The organism is Micromonospora sp. DH13, from assembly GCF_020873825.1.
GTDB classification, from domain to species: Bacteria; Actinomycetota; Actinomycetes; order Mycobacteriales; family Micromonosporaceae; genus Micromonospora; species Micromonospora haikouensis.
The window spans coordinates 74,170-93,677 of the sequence record NZ_JAHWGR010000009.1 but is presented as its reverse complement, the minus strand read 5'-3'; the positions used below and the strand labels follow the sequence as shown (position 1 = coordinate 93,677).

The following is a 19,508-nucleotide window of genomic DNA, read 5'->3' as shown; positions in this document are numbered from 1 at the left end:
CCCCACCCACCAGCCGCGCCCCGCCCCGCCCTCAGCGATCAAGAGGAAAGCGTCAAGTTTGATCTCGACGATGACGCAAACCTCTTGATCACCAAGGCGGGGCGGGGCGGGTGGGGCAGCGGGGGGTGGGGGTTAGCCCTTCACGTACGCGTTGACGAAGGACGGGTAGCCGAAGACGCTGGAGATGAAGACCCCGCCGGCCTTGGAGCCGTGCACGTTGTACGCCACGTCGACGTAGAGCGGCACCACCGGCGCGTGCTCCTTCATGATCCGCTGGTCGAGCTTGGCCCACTCCGGGCCCTGCTTGGCGGGCTCCAGGGCGAGGATCCGGTCGAACTCGGCGTTGATCGCCGGGTCGTTGAAGTACGACTGGTTGCTGTTGCCCTCGGCCTTGATGGTGCGACCGTCGTAGAGCACCGGCAGGATCGACGCGCCGCTGGGCCAGTCCGCCGCCCAGTTGCCGATGTACAGGTCCCAGGGGTTGTTCTTCTTCTTGACCTCGTCGAGCTTGGCGTCGTCCGGGATGTTCCGCACGGTGATCTTGAAGCCGGCCCGCTCCAGGTTGCCCTTGAGCTGGGTCGCCTGCACCTGCTCGTCGGTGTTGTCGGCCACGCCGAGGACCAGCTCCGGCGTCTGCCCGCCGAGCAGCTCCTTGGCCTTGTCGACGTCGCCGTTCGCCCCGGCCGGGTACGCCTCGTACGCCTGGAAGCCGATCGTGGCCGGCGGCATCAGGGTGGTCAGCGGCTGGGCGACGGTCTGCCCGCCGAGCGCCTTGACCAGGCCCTCCCGGTCGATGGCGTAGTTCAGCGCCTGGCGGACCTTCAGGTCGGTCACCCGCTGGTTGTTGATGACGAGCTGGTTGGCGCTCGGCGTCGGCGAGAGGATGGTGCGCGACTTCAGCGCCGCGTCCTGGGCCACCCGGGCGACCAGCGAGGGCGGCACCGAGTTGAAGGCGAGCGCGCTCTGGTCGGGGCCGTTGTCGGCGATCACCCGGTTGTTGGCGGCGTCGGCGGTCGGGCCGAAGCTCCACACGAACTGGTCCGGGTACTGGTGGCGCACCGGGTCGGTGGCCGGGTCCCAGTTCGGGTTGCGGTCGAGGGTGAGCTGCACGCCGACCTGGTTGTTGGCGATCTTGTACGGCCCGGACGAGAACGGCCGCTGGTCCAGGTTGACCCCGGTGTCCTTGTCGGGCCGCAGCGGCGCGGTGGTCGGCAGCGACACGGCGAACGGCAGGTCGCAGCGGGGCTTGGCGAACTCGAAGCGCAGGGTCCGCTCGTCCGGGGTGGTCAGGCCGGGCGGGAGCGCGCCCTTGTTCTTCTTGAAGTCCCACCTCGTGTCGAACTGCGGGGTGTCGGCCAGCCACTCCTGCAGGTAGGTGGGGCCGCCGGCGAGGTCCGGGTCGAAGGAGCGGGCGATGCCGTACGCGATCTCCTTCGACGTGATCGGGCTACCGTCCTCGAACTTCACGCCCTGCTTGATCGTGAACTGCCAGACCTTGCAGTCGTTGTTGACGTTGGTGCCCGGGGTCTCGGCCAGGTCGCCGACGAGCACGAGCCCGCCCTTGCCGTCGTCCTTCCAGGTCGTCAGGTAGCGGGCGAAGAGCGGGTTGGCCATCAGGCCCGCGAACGAGTACGTCCGCTGCGGGTCCAGGTGGGAGATCGGGGTCTCCCGGATGATGGTGAACGTGCCGCCCTTGCGCGCCCCGCTCACCTCGGCCGCCGGGCCCTGCGAGTCCTTCGGGTCGGTGGCGATGACGCCGGTCTGCTGCCGGCCGGTGTCGACCCTGGTGCCCTCGCCCGTGTTCTCCGAGCACGCCCCCAGCGCCACCACCAGTGCGATGGCGCCGCCGACGCCGGCCGCTGCGCGTGGTCGCATCTCCTACCTCCTCTGTCGATAAATCCGGTCGAAACGATCAGCGCAGCCGCACCCGAGGGTCGATCGCCGCGTAGAGCAGGTCCACCACGACGTTGGCCAGCACCACGAACACCGCGGCGATGAGCACGGTCGCCATGATGGTGGGCAGGTCACCGGCGCGGACGGCGTCGACGGCCGTACGCCCCAGCCCCTGGATGCCGAACGTGGTCTCCGTGATGACGGTGCCGCCCAGCGCCCCGCCCACGTCCAGCCCCGCGATGGTCACCACCGGGGTGATGGCCGCGCGCAGCGCGTGCCGCCCGTACACCCTTGGTTTGGTCAGGCCCTTGGCGCGGGCCGTGCGGACGAAGTCCTCCGACAGCGTCTCCAGCATCTGCGCCCGCGACAGCCGCGCGTAGATGGCGGAGAAGAGGAACGCCAGCGAGACCCACGCCAGCACGAGGCCGCTGGCCCACTTGAGCGGGTTGTCGAGCAGCGGCGTGTAGCTCGGCACCGGCAGCAGCCGCAGGTGGTAGACGAAGACCAGCAGCAGCACCGCCCCGACGAAGTAGAGCTGCAACGACGCGCCGGTCAGCGAGAAGCCGATGGCCAGCCGGTCCAGCCAGGTGCCCCGGCGCAGCGCCGAGACCATGCCGAGGCCGACGCCGAGCAGCAGCCACAGCACCGCCGCCGGGATCACGATGCTCAGGGTCACCGGCAGCACCCGGGCGATGGTGTCGCTGACGGCCTCGTTGGTGACGTACGACCAGCCCAGGCAGGGCGCGTCGCACCGGCCGCCCTGGGCGCTGCCGAGGTCCCGCCCGGTGACGATGCCCTTCATGTAGCCGGCGTACTGGCTGACCAGCGGGTCGCGCAGGCCCAACTCCTGGCGGACCCGCTCCAGGCGCTCCGGGTTGCAGTTCTTGGGGCACATGCCGCTGACCGGGTCGCGGGGCAGGGCGAAGAACATCAGGAAGCTGAGCACGCTCACCGCGAACAGGGTGAGCGTCGCCGAGAGCAGCCGCTTGACCAGGAACCGCGCCATCGTGCAGCCCTCCTACCGGGACGACTTCGGGTCGAGCGCGTCGCGCAGCGCGTCCCCGAAGAGGTTGAAGGCGAAGACCAGCGCGAAGATCGTGACGCCGGGGAAGAAGACGTACGCGGGGTCGGTCTGGAGGTAGTCGAGGCTGCGGTAGATCATCCGGCCGAAGCTCGGCGTGGCGTCGGTGAGCCCGACCCCGATGAACGACAGCGCCGCCTCGCTGGTGATGTACGACGGCACGGCCAGCGAGAACGACACCAGGATCGGTGCCCAGAGGTTCGGCAGGAGCTGGCGGAACAGCATGTGCCCCAGCCCGGCGCCGCTGGCCCGGGCGGCCTCCACGAACTCCCGCTCGCGCAGCGCGATGACCTGCCCGCGCACCAGCCGGGCGGTGCTGGTCCAGCCGAACAGGGCGAAGATGGCGATCAGCACGCCGATCTGGAACGCGGGCGGCACCTCCTCGCGCTGGCCGTAGAAGCGCAGCGCGATCGTCGGGGTCAGCGCCAGCGCGATGATCAGGAACGGCATGGCCAGGGTCAGGTCGGTGATCCAGTTGACCACCGCGTCGAGCCAGCCGCCGAGGTAGCCGGCGAGGGTGCCGAGCACGACGCCGATCGCGGCGGTGATCACGGCGGCGGCGATCGCGATGAACAGCGACGTGCGCAGCCCGTGCACCATCCGGATGAAGATGTCCCGCCCCAGGCCCGGCTCCAGCCCGAACCAGTGTTCCCCGGTGACGCCGCCGGCATAGCCCAGCGGCATGCCGAAGCCGTCGAGCCGGCTCTGGAACTGCTCGCGGGGGCCGATGCCGTACAACGCCTCGATCAGCGGCACGGCCAGCGCGACGAGCAGGAAGAAGACCAGCATGGCGGCGCTGACCAGCGCCGTGCGGTCCCGGCGCAGCCGGGCCCAGGCGAGCTGGCCGGGCGAGCGGCCGACGACGCGGGAGCCCCCGGGGCCGTCGCCGGTGGATTCGATCTCCGCGAGGGCCACGCCCTCGACCGGGGACAGGCTCACGCCGTCACCTCCGCACCGCTCGCGCCGGCCGCGTCGCGCCCGTCCGGCTCCGGGAAGTCGCCGGCCCCGTCGTGCCCAGGGAAGTCGCCGGCCCCGTCCGGCTCCGGGAAGTGGCAGGCGACCGACTGCCCGCTGCCGTCGCGGGGAACCAGGGCGGGCTCCTCGGTGGCGCAGATGTCGCGGGCCTTGGGGCAGCGGGTGCGGAACCGGCAGCCCGACGGCGGGTTCAGCGGTGTCGGCACGTCGCCGGTGAGCCGGATCCGCCCGCCGGGGCCGAGCCGCGTCGCGTCCGGGATCGCCGACAGCAGGGCCCGGGTGTACGGGTGCCGGGGCCGCTCGTAGATGTCCGCCCGGTCGCCGATCTCCACGATCCGCCCCAGGTACATGACGGCGACCCGCTGGCAGAAGTGCCGCACCACCGCGAGGTCGTGGGCGATGAACACGAACGCCAGGCCGAGGTCGCGTTGCAGGTCGCGCAGCAGGTTGACGACCTGCGCCTGGATCGACACGTCGAGGGCGGAGACGGGCTCGTCGGCGATGATCAGCTTCGGCCGCAGCGCGAGGGCCCGGGCGATGCCGACGCGCTGGCGCTGCCCGCCGGAGAACTCGTGCGGGTAGCGGTTGTAGTGCTCGGGGTTGAGCCCGACCAGCTCCAGCAGCTCCTGCACCCGGCGGCGCACCCCGCCGGGCGGGTCGATCCCGTTGACCTGCAGCGGCATGGCCACGATCCGGCCCACGGTGTGTCGGGGGTTCAGCGACGCGTACGGGTCCTGGAAGATGATCTGGAGGTCCTGGCGCAGCGGGCGCAGCTCCCGCCGCCCGGCGTGGGTGATGTCGCGGCCGGCGAACTCGATGCGCCCGGCGGTCGGCTCCAGCAGCCGCACCAGCATCCGGCCGGTGGTGCTCTTGCCGCAGCCGGACTCCCCGACCAGGCCCAGCGTCTCGGCGGGGCGCACCGCGAAGTCGAGGCCGTCGACGGCCCGCACCAGGCCGGTGGCGCGGAACCCGGTGCGCACCGGGAAGTGCTTGGTCAGCCCGCTGACCCGCAGCAGTGGCTCGCTCATCGGGCCGCCCCCGTCCGCACGACGCCCTCGGCGTGCAGCCGGGCGCGCTCGTCGGCCGGCAGGTGGCAGGCCGCCAGGTGGCCGGGCTCGCCGGCCGGGGCCAGCGCCGGGACCTCGGCGTGCGAGCGGCCGCCGGTGCGGTCGGCGTACCGGCAGCGGGGGTGGAAGGCGCAGCCGGGCGGCAGGTCGATCAGGCTGGGTGGGTTGCCGGGGATGGGCACCAGGTCCGCGTCGGCGTCGCCGTGCAGCGACGGCACGCTGGAGAGCAGACCCCAGGTGTACGGGTGCCGGGGCCGGCGCAGCACCTGCTCGGCGCTGCCGTGCTCGACGGCCCGGCCGGCGTACATGACCAGCACCTCGTCGGCGACCTGGCCGACCACGCCGAGGTCGTGGGTGATCAGGATGATCGCCGAGCGGAACTCGGCCTGGAGGTCGGCGAGCAGGTCGAGGATCTGCGCCTGCACGGTGACGTCGAGGGCGGTGGTCGGCTCGTCGGCGATCAGCAGGGCCGGATCGTTGACCAGGGCCATGGCGATCATCGCCCGCTGCCGCATGCCGCCGGAGAACTCGTGCGGGTACTGGTCGTAGCGCCTCGCCGGCTGGGGGATGCCGACCCGGCCGAGCATGTCGACGGCCCGCCGCCGGGCCTCCCGCCGCCCGGCCCGCGGGTGGTGCACCCGGTACGCCTCGGCGATCTGCCGGCCCACCGTGTAGTAGGGGTGCAGCGCCGACAGCGGGTCCTGGAAGATCATCGCGACGTCCCGGCCGCGCAGCCGGCGGACGTCCTCCTCGGGCAGGCCGACGAGCTGCCGGCCGCCGACGGAGATCCCGCCGGTGACGGTGGTGCGTCTCGGGTCGTGCAGGCCGAGGATCGCCAGCGAGGTGACGCTCTTGCCGGAGCCGGACTCGCCGACGACGGCGAGGGTGCGGCCCCGCTCGACGGCGAAGGAGACCCCGTCGACCGCGCGGACGGTGCCGTCGGCGGTGTCGAAGCGCACCCGCAGGTCGTCGACCCGCAGGTACGGGTCGGACGCCGGTGCTGGCTCGCCCACGACCACCTCCCCCAGTGACGAAGAGAAACTACAACAGATCACTGAGGCTGAAAATAAGCTACAGATCGAGGGCTGTCAGCGGTGCTGAGCGTAACGACTCGGCAACTGCCTCCGACACCCCTGATCGCGAGACCGGCGAAGCCGCACAGGTCGCACGTCGGGTGCGACCATGATGGGGGTGGCCGGGAGAGGATCCGTGCCCGATCGATCGAGGTGGGGTGACCATGACCGCGGCGGTGTTCGACCACGACGGACCGTGGACCGAGGAGGAGTACCTCGCCCTCGGCGAGACGTCGCAACGGGTCGAACTCTTCGACGGGAGCCTCCACGCGACCCCAGCCCCCACCCCACGGCACCAGAACATCTCCGGCGAGCTACGCGCCGCCTTACGGACGCCGGCCCGCGACGCCGGGCTACGCGTCCTGGAAGCCGTGAACGTCCGGTTGAAGCCCGGTCGCATCCCCATCCCCGACCTCGTGATCACCGGTGAGATCGACTTCGACGAGCCCAACATCGAGGCGAGCGACGTGCGGCTGGTCTGCGAGATCATCTCGCCGAGCAACGCGGCCACCGACAAGGTGCTCAAAATGCACTACTACGCCGCCGCCGGCATCCCGTGGTACCTGCTGATCGAGCAGCAGAGCGGGACGCTGCACCTCTACCGCCGGCAGGGCGGGCACTACATCGAGCAGTCGGTCGCCACCGTGGGCGAGGTGCTGGAGTTGGTCGAGCCCGTCCGGGCGAAGATCCGACCCGAGGATCTCGTCCCCTGACGGATGTCGGCCCCGTCCCCTAGGGTCGGGCGCATGAGCGAGCGCCAGCGAGCGAACCATCCATCTGGCCCGGTGTCCCCGGGCGGCGCGCAGCGCAGCGGGGCGTCGTCGTGACCGGATTCGATGCGGCGTCCGCCGCCGTGCAGGCCGCCCTGGACGCGGGCGCGCGGTACGCCGACGCCCGGGTGATGCACCGCCGCTACGAGTCGATGTCGGCCCGCAACGGCGACGTCGAGGAGCTGACCCAGGACGAGAGCCTCGGGCTGGGCGTCCGGGCGCTGGTCGGGTCGGGCTGGGGCTTCCACGCCGTACCGGAGCTGTCGGACGCCGCCGCCCGCGACGCCGGTCGGCGGGCCGCGCTGATCGCCGCCGCGAGCGCCCGGGTCCCCGGCCCACCGGTCGACCTGGTGCCGGCCGAGCCGGTCGTCGCGAGCTGGTCCTCGGCGTGCGAGGTGGACCCGCTCGGGGTGGCCCTGTCCGACAAGGGCGACCTGCTGGTCGGCGCGACCGCGACCATGCGGGAGCACGGCGCCGACCTGGCCGAGGGCCTCTACCAGGTGTGGGACACCACGAAGTGGTTCGTCTCCAGCGAGGGGCACCGCATCGACCAGCGCATCCGCGAGTGCGGCGGCGGCATCTCGGCCACCTCGATCGGCGACGGCGAGACCCAGCGCCGGTCCTATCCGAGCTACCGCGGCCAGTACGGCACGACCGGCTGGGAGCTGGTCACCCGGCTCGACCTGGCCGCGCACGCCGCCCGGGTCGCCGAGGAGAGCCGCGCGCTGCTCACCGCGCCCGAGTGCCCGGCGGGCGAGACCGACCTGATCCTCGGCGGCGAGCAGCTCGCGCTGCAGATCCACGAGTCCGTCGGGCACGCCATCGAGCTGGACCGCATCCTCGGCTGGGAGGCCGCGTTCGCCGGCACCTCCTGGCTGGACCTGGCGCAGCTCGGCTCGCTGCGCTACGGCTCCGAGCTGATGAACGTCACCATCGACCCGACCATCCCCGGCGCGCTGGGCAGCTTCGGCTTCGACGACGAGGGCTCCCCGGCGGTGCGGCGGGACGCGGTGCGCGAGGGCCGGTGGGTGGGGGTGCTCGCCGGCCGCGACTCGGCCGCCGTCGCCGGCCTGGACTACGGCGGCAGCGTACGCGCCGACGGCTGGGCCCGGCTGCCGATGGTGCGGATGACGAACGTCGGGCTGGAGCCCGGCCCGCACACCCTCGACGAAATCGTCGCCGCCACCGACGACGGGGTGCTGATGGACATCAACCGCTCCTGGTCGATCGACGACAAGCGGCTCAACTTCCAGTTCGGCTGCGAGATCGGCTGGGAGGTGAAGCGGGGCCGGCGAGGGCGGATGCTGCGCAACCCGACCTACACGGGCATCGGCCCGCTGTTCTGGCGCTCGATGGACATGCTCTCCGCCGAGACCGTGGCCTGGGGCACGCCCAACTGCGGCAAGGGCCAGCCCGGCCAGGTCGGCCACACGGGTCACCCGGCCGCGCCGGCCCGGTTCCGCAACGTCCGAGTGGGGGTGCGCGCATGAGCGAGCGAATCATCAGGCTCAGTGCGGTGAGGTCTCATGCGGCCGCCGAGCGCAGCGAGGTGGTCGCATGAGGCTGGACGCTTCGGGTGAGGTGCTGGGGCTCGCCGACCAGGTGGTCGACCTGGTCCGCCGGCTGGCCGGGCCGCGGGCCGAGGCGGAGGTGGTGGTCACCCGCGCCGACCTGGCGCTGACCCGGTTCGCCAACTCCTTCGTGCACCAGAACGTCGCCGAGTCGGGCGTCTCCGTGCGGCTGCGCGTGCACGCCGAGGGGCGCACGGCGGCCGGCGGCGGCAGCGTGGTCACCCCGGACGGGCTGGCCGCCCTGGTCGAGCGGGCCCTCGCGGCGGCCCGCCTCTGCCCGCCGGATCCGGCCTGGCCGGGGCTGACCCCGCGCTCGCCGGTGCCCGCCGCCCCGGCCTGGGACGAGGCCACGGCCTTCGCCGAGCCGGGCGAGCGGGCCGAGCGGGTGCGCGCGTTCGTCGACGCCGTGGGTGGGCTGGAGGCCGCCGGCTACTGCCGCACCGGCTACCGGGCGGCGGCGTTCGCCAACTCCACCGGGCACTCGGCGCAGGGCGTCGCCGCCGAGGCCGCGATGGACGGCATCGCCCGCACCGGCGGCGCGGACGGGGTGGCCCGGCTGCACGTCGACCGGCTGGCCGACCTCGACGGGGCGGCGCTGGGGGCCCGGGCCGCCGCGAAGGCACGGGCGGCCGTGGACCCGGTCGAGCTGCCTCCGGGCCGCTACGAGGTGGTGCTGGAGCCGGCCGCCGTCGCCGATCTGCTGCACAACTTCGCCCTGTGGGGCTTCAACGGCAAGCGGCACGCCGAGCGGCAGTCCTTCGCCGAGCCGGGCGTGGCCCAGTTCGACCCGGCGGTCACGCTGGTCGACGACCCGCTCGCCGGGTCGGGGCTGCCGTTCGACGTGGAGGGCACGGGCCGGCGGGCCCTGACGCTTGTCGACGCCGGCACCACCGTCGCGGTGGCGCACGACCGGCGCAGCGGCGCGGCGGCCGGGGTGGGTTCCACCGGGCACGCATCGCCGGACGCGGCCACCTTCGGCCCGATGCCGGTCAACCTGCGGCTGTCGGGCCCCGCCCCGGCGGGCGACGCCGGTGCTCCGGCGCACGCGCCGGCCGGCGGCTACCGGGCTCAGCACGCCGCCGGGGCAGGGCACGGCGACGGGGCTCAGCACGGGTCGCCCGCACCGGCGGGGCCGCTGGTCGACGACTCCACGGCCGACCTGGTCGCCGGGATGGAACGCGGCCTGCTGGTCAGCGACCTGTGGTACACCCGGGTGCTGGACACGAAGAGCCTGGTGATCACGGGGTTGACCCGCAACGGGGTCTGGCTCGTGGAGGGCGGGGTGCCGGTGCGGGCGGTGCAGAACTTCCGGTTCACCGAGTCCTACCCCCGGGCGCTGGGGCCGGGGGCCGTGCTCGGGATCGGCCGCCGGGCGGTCCGGCAGCCGGACCGCGTCGACGGCGTCTGGTGGGACGCGCCGGCGCTGCGCCTGGCGGCCTGGAACTTCACCGGGGGCGCATCCGGCTGACCCGGGCGGATGATCCTCGCCGGTTCTGGCGGCGGCCGGAGAGTGAGGTTCTTAACATCCGACATCGATCGTGTTGCGGAGACTTTTCCGCAGGCCGGACACACGGGACACTCCCTTGCGCGGACGGCCCACGGAGATCGGCGTAACGTGTGTCAACTAGCTGCGCCGGTACGGCCGGTGTGGTCGTTGGTGTGCGCGGTGAGGTGGCAGCGGGTACGGGGTCGCCGGTCCGCGTGCCGACCGGAACAACTGCCGCCCGTGAGGGCCCCGTCAGGGAGACGACCGAATGACTTCAACGGCAACGAGGCCGCGGGGAGCGCGAGCGCGCGCCGCCATAGCGGCGAAGACGTTGCGGACGGACCGGTGGTGGTTCGCTCCGCTGATCACCGTCATCGGGCTCAGCGCCTGGGTGGCGTACGCGACGGTCCGGGTCTTCATGCACGACTTCTACTGGGTCGACGAATACCACTACCTGACCCCGTTCTACTCCCCCTGCGTCACCGAGCGGTGCGTCGAGGGGGCCGCCCACTTCGGCCGTTTCCTGCCCGGTTGGTGGATCATCCCGGACGCGGCGCTGACGCTGCCGTTCCTGCTGCTGTTCCGGCTCACCTGCTACTACTACCGCAAGGCGTACTACCGGTCGTTCTGGCTGTCGCCGCCGGCCTGCGCCGTGCCGGACAAGCACGACAGCTACTCGGGCGAGACCCGGTTCCCGCTGCTGGGCCAGAACCTGCACCGCTACTTCTTCTACGCCGCCGCGATCATCTCGCTGATCAACACCTGGGACGCGGTGCTGGCCTTCCACTCGCCGGAGGGCTTCGGCTTCGGGCTGGGCAACATCGTCCTGCTGGTCAACGTGGTCATGCTGTGGGCGTACACGATCTCCTGCCACTCCTGCCGGCACATCATCGGCGGGCGGCTCAAGCACTTCTCCAAGCACCCGGTGCGATACAAGGCCTGGACCGGCGTGTCCTGGCTGAACGTCCGGCACATGCAGCTCGCCTGGATCACCCTCGGCACCCTGGCGCTGACCGACTTCTACGTCATGGCGGTCTCGGCCAACTGGTTCAACGACCTGCGGTTCATCAACTAGAGGGCCTGACATGACGACCACGAATCGCATCGAACGACACCACTACGACGTCGTCGTGATCGGGGCCGGCGGCGCCGGCCTGCGCGCGGCGATCGAGGCCCGGCTCGCGGGCAAGAAGACGGCGATCATCTCGAAGTCGCTGTTCGGCAAGGCGCACACCGTGATGGCCGAGGGCGGCGCGGCCGCCGCCATGGGCAACGTGAACAGCCGGGACAACTGGCAGGTGCACTTCCGCGACACCATGCGCGGCGGCAAGTTCCTCAACAACTTCCGGATGGCCGAGCTGCACGCGAAGGAGTCGCCGCAGCGCATCTGGGAGCTGGAGACGTACGGTGCGCTGTTCGACCGCACCAAGGACGGGAAGATCTCGCAGCGCAACTTCGGTGGCCACGAGTACCCCCGGCTGGCGCACGTCGGCGACCGGACGGGCCTGGAGCTGATCCGCACCCTCCAGCAGAAGATCGTCTCCCTGCAGCAGGAGGACAAGGCCGAGTTCGGCTCGTACGACGCCCGGATCAAGGTGTTCGCCGAGACGACGATCACCGAGCTGCTGCTCGACGGCGAGAAGGTCGCCGGGGCGTTCGGCTACTACCGGGAGTCCGGCGAGTTCATCCTGTTCGAGGCCCCGGCCGTGGTGCTGGCCACCGGCGGCGTCGGCCGGTCGTACAAGGTCACGTCGAACTCCTGGGAGTACACGGGCGACGGGCACGCGCTGGCCCTGCGCGCCGGGGCGACGCTGATCAACATGGAGTTCCTCCAGTTCCACCCGACCGGCATGGTGTGGCCGCCCTCGGTGAAGGGCATCCTGGTCACCGAGTCGGTGCGCGGCGACGGCGGCATCCTGAAGAACTCCGACGGCAAGCGGTTCATGTTCGACTACGTCCCGGACGTGTTCCGCAAGCAGTACGCGGACAACGAGGCCGAGGCGGACCGCTGGTACAAGGACCCGGACAACAACCGGCGTCCGCCGGAGCTGCTGCCCCGCGACGAGGTGGCCCGCGCGATCAACAGCGAGGTCAAGGCCGGCCGGGGCACGCCGGCCGGCGGCGTCTACCTCGACATCGCGTCCCGGCTGCCGGCCGAGGAGATCCGCCGGCGCCTGCCGTCGATGTACCACCAGTTCAAGGAGCTGGCCGACGTCGACATCACCAAGGAGCCGATGGAGGTCGGGCCGACCTGTCACTACGTGATGGGCGGCGTCGAGGTGGACCCGGACTCGGGCGCGGCGTACGGCACGGTGCGCGGGCTGTTCGCCGCCGGTGAGGTGTCGGGCGGCATGCACGGCTCCAACCGACTCGGCGGCAACTCGCTGTCGGACCTGCTGGTCTTCGGCAAGCGGGCGGGCGGTCACGCGGCGTCGTACGCCGATCAGTTGACCTCGCGCCCGAAGGTGTCGATCGGCGCGGTCGAGGCCGCCGTGGAGACGGCGCTCGCGCCGTTGCAGCGCGACACCGGGGAGAACCCGTACCACCTCCAGCAGGACCTCCAGGCGGTCATGGGGGATCTGGTCGGGATCATCCGCCGGGAGGGCGAGCTGGCCGACGCGCTGGTCAGGCTGGCCGAGCTGCGCGAGCGGGTGGCGAAGGTCAGCGCGGCCGGTGGGCGGCGCTACAACCCGGGCTGGCACCTCGCGCTGGACCTGCGCAACATGCTGGTGGTGTCGGAGTGCACCGCGAAGGCGGCGCTGGAGCGGCAGGAGTCGCGCGGCGGCCACACCCGGGAGGACTTCCCGGCGATGGACCCGAAGTGGCGCCGGGTCAACCTGGTCTGCGCCCTGGACGGCGACACGGTGCGGCTGACCCACAAGCCGCTGCCGAAGATGCGCGCCGAGCTGGTCGGCCTGTTCGACCGGGCCGAACTGGCCAAGTACCTGACCGACGAGGAGCTCGCGGACTTCGACGCCCTCGCTGAGGAGGCGGGCAAGTAATGGGAACCAAGCGTCACTTCAGGATCTGGCGGGGCGACGAGAGCGGCGGCGACCTGCAGGACTACCAGGTCGAGGTCAACGAGGGCGAGGTGGTCCTCGACGTCATCCACCGGCTGCAGGCCACCGACGCGCCGGACCTGGCCTGCCGGTGGAACTGCAAGGCCGGCAAGTGCGGCTCCTGCTCGATGGAGATCAACGGGATGCCCAAGCTGGGCTGCATGACCCGGATGTCGACCTTCGAGGAGGCGGAGACCGTCACGGTCACGCCGCTGCGCACGTTCCCGATCATCCGGGACCTGGTCACCGACGTCTCGTTCAACTACGAGAAGGCGCGGGAGACCCCGGCGTTCGCGCCGCCGGCCGGGGTGGCCCCGGGCGAGTACCGGATGCAGCAGGTCGACGTCGAGCGCTCGCAGGAGTTCCGCAAGTGCATCGAGTGCTTCCTGTGCCAGAACGTCTGCCACGTGGTCCGCGACCACGAGGAGAACAAGCAGGCGTTCTCGGGTCCCCGGTTCTTCATCCGGGCCGCCGAGCTGGACATGCACCCGCTCGACGCGAAGACCGACCGCAAGGAGTACGCGCAGGCGGAGCAGGGCCTCGGCTTCTGCAACATCACCAAGTGCTGCACCGAGGTCTGCCCCGAGCACATCAAGATCACTGACAACGCGATCATCCCCATGAAGGAGCGCGTGGTCGACCGCAGGTACGATCCCCTGGTATGGCTCGGTAGCAAGATCTTCCGGAGGGGTCAGGTGCCTCAGACCAGCGTGACCAGCGCCTCGCACAGCGGCGCCGTGCACTCCCACGCCGCCGCCGGCGGGGTCCACTCGCACGCGGGTGGCTCCCACGACCCGGCCGCCGAGGCTCAGGCCCAGGCCGGCGTCAACTGGCACCGCGAGGTGCCGAAGCCGACGGCCCCGGCCGTGGACGACAACGGCAAGCTGCCGCTGACGGAGCTCACCTTCGACCGGGCCGCCGCGCCGTCGCCGTTCGGCGACGACGTGCAGTTCCCGCTGCCTCCGGAGCACCTCAACTTCGCCCACCCGGAGCAGGACAAGCACTGACGACGACAGCGACGGCGGGGGTTGGCGGCACAGGCCGCCGGCCCCCGTCGGCGTTTCCGCGGGCTGCTGCGCCTGCGGTCCAGTCGGCGACTCGGGCGGCGGCTCAGTCGGCGGCGAGCAGGGGGCGCAGGGCGGCGACGATGGGGGCGTCGGCGGGCAGCCAGGTCACGGTGTCCAGCTCGGCCGCGGAGAGCCAACGCAGCGCCGAGTGCTCCAGGGCCTTCGGCCGGTCGCCGTGCAGCAGGCGGGCCGCGTACACCTTCAGCACCGAACGGCCGTGGGCCATCCGCACGTTGCGGCCGACCCGGTCGCCGACCTCCACGCGTACGGCCAGCTCCTCGGCGCACTCGCGGACCAGCGCGGCGGTCTCGCTCTCGCCCGGCTCGACCTTGCCGCCGGGGAACTCCCACATGCCGGCCACCTCGGGCGGGGCCGACCGGGCGCAGGCGAGCACCCGCCCGTCCGCGATGATCGCCGCGCCGACGACCACCTTCGGATCCCGTCGCTCGGTCTGTCCGCTTTCGTTAGCCCGTTCGGTCCGCACGGGCTCCCAGCGTGCCAGATCAATCGGCGGTTTGGGTACCGTGGCCGTCCGCTAGGCCAGTAGAAGTGGGAAGTGTGGGCGTGGACACACCCTCGGTCGGACGACAGACTGGGGTTACCGACTTAGACACGGGACGGCGACGATTTGGCCACAAGCCGGCAACGACGCCTGGGAGGTGCGGTGATGCGGGTGCTGTTCAGGAGCCGGGCGAAGCACGACTACCTGAGCGACGCACTCACCCTGCTGACCGGGTGGACCCGCGAGGGCGAGCAGATCCGGCGCACGCTGGTGATCGACGACACCCAGCACGCCGCGCTGACCGAACGGGTCAAGGTGGTCGCCGACGCCCTGCACCTGCGCCCCGAGATCAGCCGCCGCGACGACCGGACGCAGATCCGGGTCGGGCACGGCGACGGCGCGCCGCTGAGCGAGGGCGAGGTCCTGCTGGCCGCCCGCATCGAGGACGCGTACCGCACCGTCACCGGCTCCTGATCCACCTTCCCCGCCGACTCCTGGTCCGGCTGCCGTGCGCGACGGGGAGTTCCGCGACCCGCAGCTCGTGCCCGTCTACGACGCCGAGTGCCCGTGGGGGCCCGACGACGACTTCTTCCTCTCCCTGGTGACCGCGTCCCTGATGACCGGTTCCCCGGTGACCGATCCGGCGTCGGCCGGCACGCCTCCCGCGCGCGTGCGCGACCTCGGCTGCGGCACCGGCCGCCTCACCGTCGCCCTGGCCGCCGCCGGGCACCCCGTCACCGGCGTCGACCCGGCCGGCCCGGCCCTCGCGGCGGCCCGCCGCCGACCCGGCGCGGACCGGGTCACCTGGGTCGAGGGCACCTCCGCCTCGCTGCCCCGCGCGGCGTTCGACGTGGCCGTCCTGACCAGCCACGTGGCGCAGGTCTTCGTGACCGACGACGAGTGGGCGCGTACCCTCGCCGACCTGGCGCGGGCGCTCGGGCCCGGCGGCCGGCTGGCCTTCGACTCCCGCGACCCGGCGGCCCGGGCCTGGAAACGCTGGAACCCGGTCGACTCGCGGCGGGTCGTCCGCCTGCCCGACGGCCGCGAGGTGCGGGCCTGGACGGAGGTCACCGCCGTGCACGCCGGGGTCGTCGACTTCACCCACCACTACGCGTTCCCCGGTGGCGACGCGCGGCGCAGCTCGTCGAGGCTGCGCTTCCGGGGCGAGGCGGAGCTGCGCGCGTCCGTGGAGGCCGCCGGCTTCGCCGTCGAGCGGGTGTACGGCGGCTGGGCCCGGCAACCGGTCGGCGCGGGTGACGGGGAGCTGGTCGTGGTGGCCCGCAGGCTCTCGGCCCCGGGCTGACTTGGCACGTCCGCTTACCGTGGGGTCATGGCGAATGCGACATACGACCGCAAGGAGCAGTTCCAGCAGATCCAGAGCGGCCTGCTCACGGGTGAGCAGATCATCGCCGTCTACGACGCCGTCGGCACCGGCACCGGGTTCATCGGCCTCACCGACCGGCGGGTGATCATCCAGGACCGCTCCTTCGTCGGCAAGCGGTACGCGATCACCAGCATCCCGTACTCGAAGATCACCAGCGTGAGCGTGGTGAGCAACAAGTCGTGGGGCGGGGAGTTCTTCTCCACCGGCTCGATCGCCATCCACGTCGGCACGCACACGTACGAGGTCGAGTTCCGGGGCGCGCAGAAGAGCCACCACGTGCACAACGTGATCCTGCACTACATCTCCTGACCGGGCCTGAGGCGGAGCGGGGCGCGGCGATCTTGGTGCGGAACCGCCCCCCGGAGGGGCCGGAACTCACCAGGATCTGCCCGACTCCGACCCCTGCCCCGGGCTCGACCCGGTGGCCTACCGTGAGGACATGACGACGCTGGTGATTGTCCTCGGCTCGACCCTGGCGCTGATCGTGGGCGCGTTCCTGGTGGTCGCCTGGCGCGACCGGCGGCGGCAGTCGTCGCCGGAGGACTCGGCGGCGGCCCGCGAGGCGGCCGGCACCCAGCAGCGCTACGCCGCCGAGCGGCACGGCCGCCAGGGCGACGTGTGGCGCAACGGCCAGTCGCAGGGCTCCCCCTGACCCCCGCACCCCGCCTGCCCCTCCGCCCCCGCACCGTCCCCCGCCCGCCTCCGGCGCCCGCGGGCCGCCAGGCGCGGATCTTGGAAGGAAAGGGTCCCTGGAGGGGCCGAAATCTTCCATGATCTGCGGGGGTGGCGACATCAGCGGGTGGGACGGCGGGCGCAGGGGCCGTCGTGGTCGGCGCGGAGCAGGCAGCGCCGGCCGCCGGGCAGCCGCAGGTCGCAGAAGACCCGATGCCGTACGCCCTGCTCGTCCTCCGCCGACACCGTGGTCTCCCCCGGGTCGGCGCAGGAGAGCACGCCAGCCCAGCGGGCCACCACCCGGGCGAGACGCACCGCTCCGGCCAGGTCGACGGCGAGCACAGGCAGGTGGATGACGTACCGCCCCCGGGCCGCCATCAGCGTCGGCCCGCGTTGGGTCGGCGGGCGCGCTCGGCCCGCAGGCGGCGCACCTCGCCGCCGAGCCGCGCCGCCTCCAGCCGGGCCGCCCGCAGCGCCTCGTGCTGGGCGGTCAGCTCGGTGGCCAGCCGGTCCAGGAACGCCCGCACCTCCCCCGGGTCCAGGCCGCGTCGCCCGAACCGGGCCGCCCGGAACCGCTGCGTGCGCACCTGCCAGGGCTGCATCGACACGTACGTCGAGGGGCGCGGCCCGGACGGCGGCGTGCAGGTCCCGCCCGGCGACGAGGTCGAGCTGACCCGCCCGGCCTGACTGCCCTTGATCCACACCATGTCGGGGACATGGTCCGGTCGGGGGCCGGTTGATGCCGCCATGTCGGCGACATGAGGTCGATCAAAGTTGAGTTGATCAGGAATACTCGGCGGTATGCGGCGTCGACTGTCCACCATGATCGGCAGGCTGCGAACGGCCGGCGGCACGCGCCGGCGCTGGCGTTGGCTGCGCCGCGCCGCCGTCGCGGGCGTCGTCGGGGTGGCGCTGCTGACGGGCGGCACCGTGGCCAGCGTGACGTGGATCCGCGACGGCGCGCAGGGGCACGTCTTCGCCGAGGCGGACGTCCCGGAGGCCCCCGTCGCGCTGGTGCTCGGCACGAAGGTGCACCCGGACGGGACGCCGTCGCCGTTCCTCACCGCCCGACTGGAGATCGCCCGGCGGCTGTTCGTCGCCGGGAAGGTCCGCGCCGTCCTGGTCTCCGGCGACAACATGAACGCCGACTACGACGAGCCGACCGCGATGCGGCGCTGGCTGCTCGACAACGGGGTGCCGGCCGAGAAGATCGTGCTGGACCACGCGGGCTTCGACACGTACGACTCGTGCGCCCGCGCGAAGCGGATCTTCGGGGTGGAGCGGGCCACGGTGGTGACGCAGTCCTTCCACCTGCCCCGCGCCGTGGCGGTGTGCCGGCGGCTCGGCGTCGACGCCAGCGGGGTGGGCGACGAGACCGCCCGCGCGTACGCCAGGACGTGGCAGATCAGCTCCACCCGGGAGTACGGGGCCTGCGTGAAGGCCGCCGTCGACCTGCTCTCCGGCCGCGACCCCGCGCACCTCGGCCGCCGCGAGACCGGCGTCGACGACGCCCTGCGCAGCGCCTGAGCCGGACTCGCTAGCCGGCGGGCAGCCGGGCGTCCAGCCAGCTCAGCAGGGCGGCCGTGTACTGCGGGCTGATGCTGTCGAGGCTCGTGCCCTCGCCGAGGGTCGGGTAGTGGTCGCAGCCGTCCAGCCGGCAGACGGTGGGCGGATCGGCCGCCCCGGCGGTGGCGCGCCGCCAGGCGGCGACGCTGTCGTCGATGGGGATCCACGCGTCGGTCGTACCGTAGAACAGCAGCACGGGGCAGCCCACCCGGGAGAACACCGGGACCGGGTCGAAGTCCATGTCGCGCCAGGTGCCCGGCTGGTCGGGCAGCGCGCGCGGCAGGTAGACCAGCGGAAACCAGGGGCGGGCGGCGACAGCGTCCACGGCCGCCTGCGCCCTCGCGCGGTCGAGGTCGCCCCGCAGGTACGCCTCCGTCGCGGCCCGCACCCGGCCCAGCTCGGCCAGGTCGTCGTCGCCGTACCCGTTGCGGCGCAGCTGCTCGGCGGTGCCGTAGCGCATCTGGACGGCGGGGCTGACCCCGCTGCCGGAGACGAGCACGAGGAAGGCGACCAGGTCGGGCCGGAGCCCGGCGGCCAGCGGGGCGGCCCAGGCGCCCTGGCTCAGCCCCCACAGCCCGACCGGCACGTCGCCGACGTGGCGGCGCAGCACGTCGACCGCCGCGATCGCGTCGGCGGCCTGGTCGGCCAGGGGCACGTCGTGGCCGTCGACGCGGGGCCGGCGGTCGAAGCGCAGCACCGCGACCCCCGCGCCGGGCAGCAGCCGGGCCAGGTGTTCGTAGCAGAAGTGCGACCGCTGCCCCGCCTCGGCGGCGTGCAGCACGACCAGCCCGCCCCGCACCGGGCCGGTCGGCAGGCTCAGCGTGGCCGGCAACCGAGTGCCGGCGGCGTCGACGCTCAACTCCACACGCGACACCCCATCACGCCGGTCCGGCCCGCGCTGCCCCGCCCCCGGCACCCCGGCGTTTCCCGACCTTGAACGGTTGGCGTCGGCTGATGACAGTCGGCTGGTGACGACAACCGTCCAGGAATGCGGGCCGGATCAGGCGGGGACGGTGCCGACCCGGATGCGGTTGCCGTCGGGGTCGGTGAGCTGGAACTCGCGGCCCCAGTCCCGCTCCGCGACCTCGACGCCGCCGCAGGCCGCCGCGACCGCGTCGACGTCGTCGACGTACAGGTAGAGCGAGGTGCCCGGCCGGGCGTCCCCCGCGTGCTCCGACAGGTGCACCTCGATGCCGCCCCGCGCGATGCTCACGTATCTCGGCAGCTCCGGCGCGAACCGGTGCTCCCACTGCTTGCGGAAGCCGAGCCGGGCATACCAGCCGGCGGTGGCCTCCGCGTCCGCGACCCGCAGCACGGGTGCCAGTCGTTCCGTCATCCGCAC

The 19,508-nt window shown here is 72.6% G+C and carries 21 protein-coding genes; 11 read left to right on the top strand and 10 right to left on the bottom strand.

The window, feature by feature from the left end; translation table 11 throughout:
• Positions 1-132: 132 nt before the first annotated feature.
• Genes LPA42_RS11615 through LPA42_RS11595 form a run of 5 tightly spaced genes read right to left on the bottom strand, consistent with a single transcriptional unit; the run spans position 133 to position 6,029 of the window.
• Positions 133-1,875, bottom strand: coding sequence for an ABC transporter substrate-binding protein (locus LPA42_RS11615; RefSeq protein ID WP_077938407.1), 1,743 nt, complete (start codon positions 1,873-1,875; stop codon positions 133-135).
• A 37-nt stretch (positions 1,876-1,912) separates the two neighbouring features.
• Entirely contained in the window at positions 1,913-2,899 is a 987-nt protein-coding gene (locus LPA42_RS11610; RefSeq protein WP_077938406.1) for an ABC transporter permease, read from the bottom strand.
• A 12-nt stretch (positions 2,900-2,911) separates the two neighbouring features.
• Positions 2,912-3,913 carry an ABC transporter permease gene (locus LPA42_RS11605; protein ID WP_077938405.1) on the bottom strand — a complete coding sequence of 334 codons (1,002 nt, stop codon included), beginning with the start codon at positions 3,911-3,913 and terminating at the stop codon, positions 2,912-2,914.
• Complete coding sequence (locus LPA42_RS11600) at positions 3,910-4,977, bottom strand: ABC transporter ATP-binding protein (protein WP_077938404.1); 1,068 nt, start codon at positions 4,975-4,977, stop codon at positions 3,910-3,912. The genes LPA42_RS11605 and LPA42_RS11600 overlap by 4 nt, the downstream gene beginning before the upstream one ends.
• A complete protein-coding gene (locus LPA42_RS11595) occupies positions 4,974-6,029 on the bottom strand; it encodes an ABC transporter ATP-binding protein (RefSeq protein ID WP_096761671.1) in 1,056 nt (351 codons plus the stop codon). Before LPA42_RS11595 ends, LPA42_RS11600 begins: the two co-directional genes overlap by 4 nt.
• 224 nt (positions 6,030-6,253) lie before the next feature.
• Between LPA42_RS11595 and LPA42_RS11590 the strand changes: the two genes are divergently transcribed.
• From LPA42_RS11590 to LPA42_RS11565, 6 genes are all read left to right on the top strand, one after another.
• Complete coding sequence (locus LPA42_RS11590) at positions 6,254-6,802, top strand: Uma2 family endonuclease (RefSeq protein ID WP_077938403.1); 549 nt, start codon at positions 6,254-6,256, stop codon at positions 6,800-6,802.
• 110 nt (positions 6,803-6,912) lie between these two features.
• Positions 6,913-8,349, top strand: a complete 1,437-nt coding sequence (locus LPA42_RS11585; protein ID WP_074472625.1) for a TldD/PmbA family protein — start codon at positions 6,913-6,915, stop codon at positions 8,347-8,349.
• 67 nt (positions 8,350-8,416) lie between these two features.
• The gene (locus LPA42_RS11580) at positions 8,417-9,898 is read left to right on the top strand and encodes a TldD/PmbA family protein (RefSeq protein ID WP_077938402.1); all 1,482 of its coding nucleotides are present in this window, start codon (positions 8,417-8,419) and stop codon (positions 9,896-9,898) included.
• A 286-nt stretch (positions 9,899-10,184) separates the two neighbouring features.
• The gene (locus tag LPA42_RS11575) at positions 10,185-10,991 is read left to right on the top strand and encodes a hypothetical protein (RefSeq protein ID WP_077938401.1); all 807 of its coding nucleotides are present in this window, start codon (positions 10,185-10,187) and stop codon (positions 10,989-10,991) included.
• Positions 10,992-11,001: 10 nt separating this feature from the next.
• Positions 11,002-12,918 carry a fumarate reductase/succinate dehydrogenase flavoprotein subunit gene (locus tag LPA42_RS11570; RefSeq protein ID WP_077938400.1) on the top strand — a complete coding sequence of 639 codons (1,917 nt, stop codon included), beginning with the start codon at positions 11,002-11,004 and terminating at the stop codon, positions 12,916-12,918.
• Positions 12,918-13,982, top strand: a complete 1,065-nt coding sequence (locus tag LPA42_RS11565; protein ID WP_077938399.1) for a succinate dehydrogenase/fumarate reductase iron-sulfur subunit — start codon at positions 12,918-12,920, stop codon at positions 13,980-13,982. The genes LPA42_RS11570 and LPA42_RS11565 overlap by 1 nt, the downstream gene beginning before the upstream one ends.
• A gap of 103 nt (positions 13,983-14,085) precedes the next feature.
• Here the strand turns inward: LPA42_RS11565 and LPA42_RS11560 are convergent, their stop codons facing one another.
• Positions 14,086-14,526 carry a (deoxy)nucleoside triphosphate pyrophosphohydrolase gene (locus tag LPA42_RS11560; protein ID WP_077938398.1) on the bottom strand — a complete coding sequence of 147 codons (441 nt, stop codon included), beginning with the start codon at positions 14,524-14,526 and terminating at the stop codon, positions 14,086-14,088.
• 183 nt (positions 14,527-14,709) lie between these two features.
• Between LPA42_RS11560 and LPA42_RS11555 the strand changes: the two genes are divergently transcribed.
• From LPA42_RS11555 to LPA42_RS11540, 4 genes are all read left to right on the top strand, one after another.
• The gene (locus LPA42_RS11555) at positions 14,710-15,018 is read left to right on the top strand and encodes a 4a-hydroxytetrahydrobiopterin dehydratase (protein ID WP_043965764.1); all 309 of its coding nucleotides are present in this window, start codon (positions 14,710-14,712) and stop codon (positions 15,016-15,018) included.
• 34 nt (positions 15,019-15,052) lie between these two features.
• On the top strand, positions 15,053-15,847 hold the full coding sequence (locus LPA42_RS11550; RefSeq protein WP_077938397.1) for a bifunctional 2-polyprenyl-6-hydroxyphenol methylase/3-demethylubiquinol 3-O-methyltransferase UbiG: 795 nt from the start codon (positions 15,053-15,055) through the stop codon (positions 15,845-15,847).
• A 27-nt stretch (positions 15,848-15,874) separates the two neighbouring features.
• The gene (locus tag LPA42_RS11545; RefSeq protein ID WP_043965760.1) at positions 15,875-16,237 is read left to right on the top strand and encodes a PH domain-containing protein; all 363 of its coding nucleotides are present in this window, start codon (positions 15,875-15,877) and stop codon (positions 16,235-16,237) included.
• Between the two features lie 130 nt (positions 16,238-16,367).
• Positions 16,368-16,580 carry a hypothetical protein gene (locus tag LPA42_RS11540; RefSeq protein WP_141722172.1) on the top strand — a complete coding sequence of 71 codons (213 nt, stop codon included), beginning with the start codon at positions 16,368-16,370 and terminating at the stop codon, positions 16,578-16,580.
• 140 nt (positions 16,581-16,720) lie between these two features.
• Here LPA42_RS11540 and LPA42_RS11535 read toward each other — a convergent pair whose 3' ends face one another.
• Both LPA42_RS11535 and LPA42_RS11530 read right to left on the bottom strand, forming a co-directional pair.
• Positions 16,721-16,978 (bottom strand): hypothetical protein, encoded by a 258-nt coding sequence (locus LPA42_RS11535; protein WP_091277103.1) that lies wholly within the window; start codon positions 16,976-16,978, stop codon positions 16,721-16,723.
• Positions 16,978-17,307: a DivIVA domain-containing protein gene (locus LPA42_RS11530; protein ID WP_077938395.1), complete on the bottom strand. Its 330-nt coding sequence runs from the start codon at positions 17,305-17,307 to the stop codon at positions 16,978-16,980. Before LPA42_RS11530 ends, LPA42_RS11535 begins: the two co-directional genes overlap by 1 nt.
• A gap of 94 nt (positions 17,308-17,401) precedes the next feature.
• Here LPA42_RS11530 and LPA42_RS11525 point away from each other — a divergent pair, with 94 nt between their 5' ends.
• Positions 17,402-18,127, top strand: coding sequence for a vancomycin high temperature exclusion protein (locus LPA42_RS11525; protein WP_096761669.1), 726 nt, complete (start codon positions 17,402-17,404; stop codon positions 18,125-18,127).
• 10 nt (positions 18,128-18,137) lie between these two features.
• Here LPA42_RS11525 and LPA42_RS11520 read toward each other — a convergent pair whose 3' ends face one another.
• Positions 18,138-19,031, bottom strand: coding sequence for a S9 family peptidase (locus LPA42_RS11520; RefSeq protein ID WP_077938393.1), 894 nt, complete (start codon positions 19,029-19,031; stop codon positions 18,138-18,140).
• Positions 19,032-19,166: 135 nt separating this feature from the next.
• A complete protein-coding gene (locus tag LPA42_RS11515) occupies positions 19,167-19,502 on the bottom strand; it encodes a glyoxalase superfamily protein (RefSeq protein WP_043965750.1) in 336 nt (111 codons plus the stop codon).
• Between the last annotated feature and the right edge of the window lie 6 nt (positions 19,503-19,508).

Coding starts and splice junctions, on each gene's coding strand:
- LPA42_RS11540 (WP_141722172.1), top strand. CDS start 16,368: ATGACGACGCTGGTGATTGTCCTCGGCTCGACCCTGGCGCTGATCGTG.
- LPA42_RS11580 (WP_077938402.1), top strand. CDS start 8,417: ATGAGGCTGGACGCTTCGGGTGAGGTGCTGGGGCTCGCCGACCAGGTG.
- LPA42_RS11535 (WP_091277103.1), bottom strand. CDS start 16,978: ATGGCGGCCCGGGGGCGGTACGTCATCCACCTGCCTGTGCTCGCCGTC.
- LPA42_RS11610 (WP_077938406.1), bottom strand. CDS start 2,899: ATGGCGCGGTTCCTGGTCAAGCGGCTGCTCTCGGCGACGCTCACCCTG.
- LPA42_RS11525 (WP_096761669.1), top strand. CDS start 17,402: ATGCGGCGTCGACTGTCCACCATGATCGGCAGGCTGCGAACGGCCGGC.
- LPA42_RS11530 (WP_077938395.1), bottom strand. CDS start 17,307: ATGGTGTGGATCAAGGGCAGTCAGGCCGGGCGGGTCAGCTCGACCTCG.
- LPA42_RS11570 (WP_077938400.1), top strand. CDS start 11,002: ATGACGACCACGAATCGCATCGAACGACACCACTACGACGTCGTCGTG.
- LPA42_RS11575 (WP_077938401.1), top strand. CDS start 10,185: ATGACTTCAACGGCAACGAGGCCGCGGGGAGCGCGAGCGCGCGCCGCC.
- LPA42_RS11555 (WP_043965764.1), top strand. CDS start 14,710: ATGCGGGTGCTGTTCAGGAGCCGGGCGAAGCACGACTACCTGAGCGAC.
- LPA42_RS11545 (WP_043965760.1), top strand. CDS start 15,875: ATGGCGAATGCGACATACGACCGCAAGGAGCAGTTCCAGCAGATCCAG.
- LPA42_RS11600 (WP_077938404.1), bottom strand. CDS start 4,977: ATGAGCGAGCCACTGCTGCGGGTCAGCGGGCTGACCAAGCACTTCCCG.
- LPA42_RS11590 (WP_077938403.1), top strand. CDS start 6,254: ATGACCGCGGCGGTGTTCGACCACGACGGACCGTGGACCGAGGAGGAG.
- LPA42_RS11615 (WP_077938407.1), bottom strand. CDS start 1,875: ATGCGACCACGCGCAGCGGCCGGCGTCGGCGGCGCCATCGCACTGGTG.
- LPA42_RS11565 (WP_077938399.1), top strand. CDS start 12,918: ATGGGAACCAAGCGTCACTTCAGGATCTGGCGGGGCGACGAGAGCGGC.
- LPA42_RS11515 (WP_043965750.1), bottom strand. CDS start 19,502: ATGACGGAACGACTGGCACCCGTGCTGCGGGTCGCGGACGCGGAGGCC.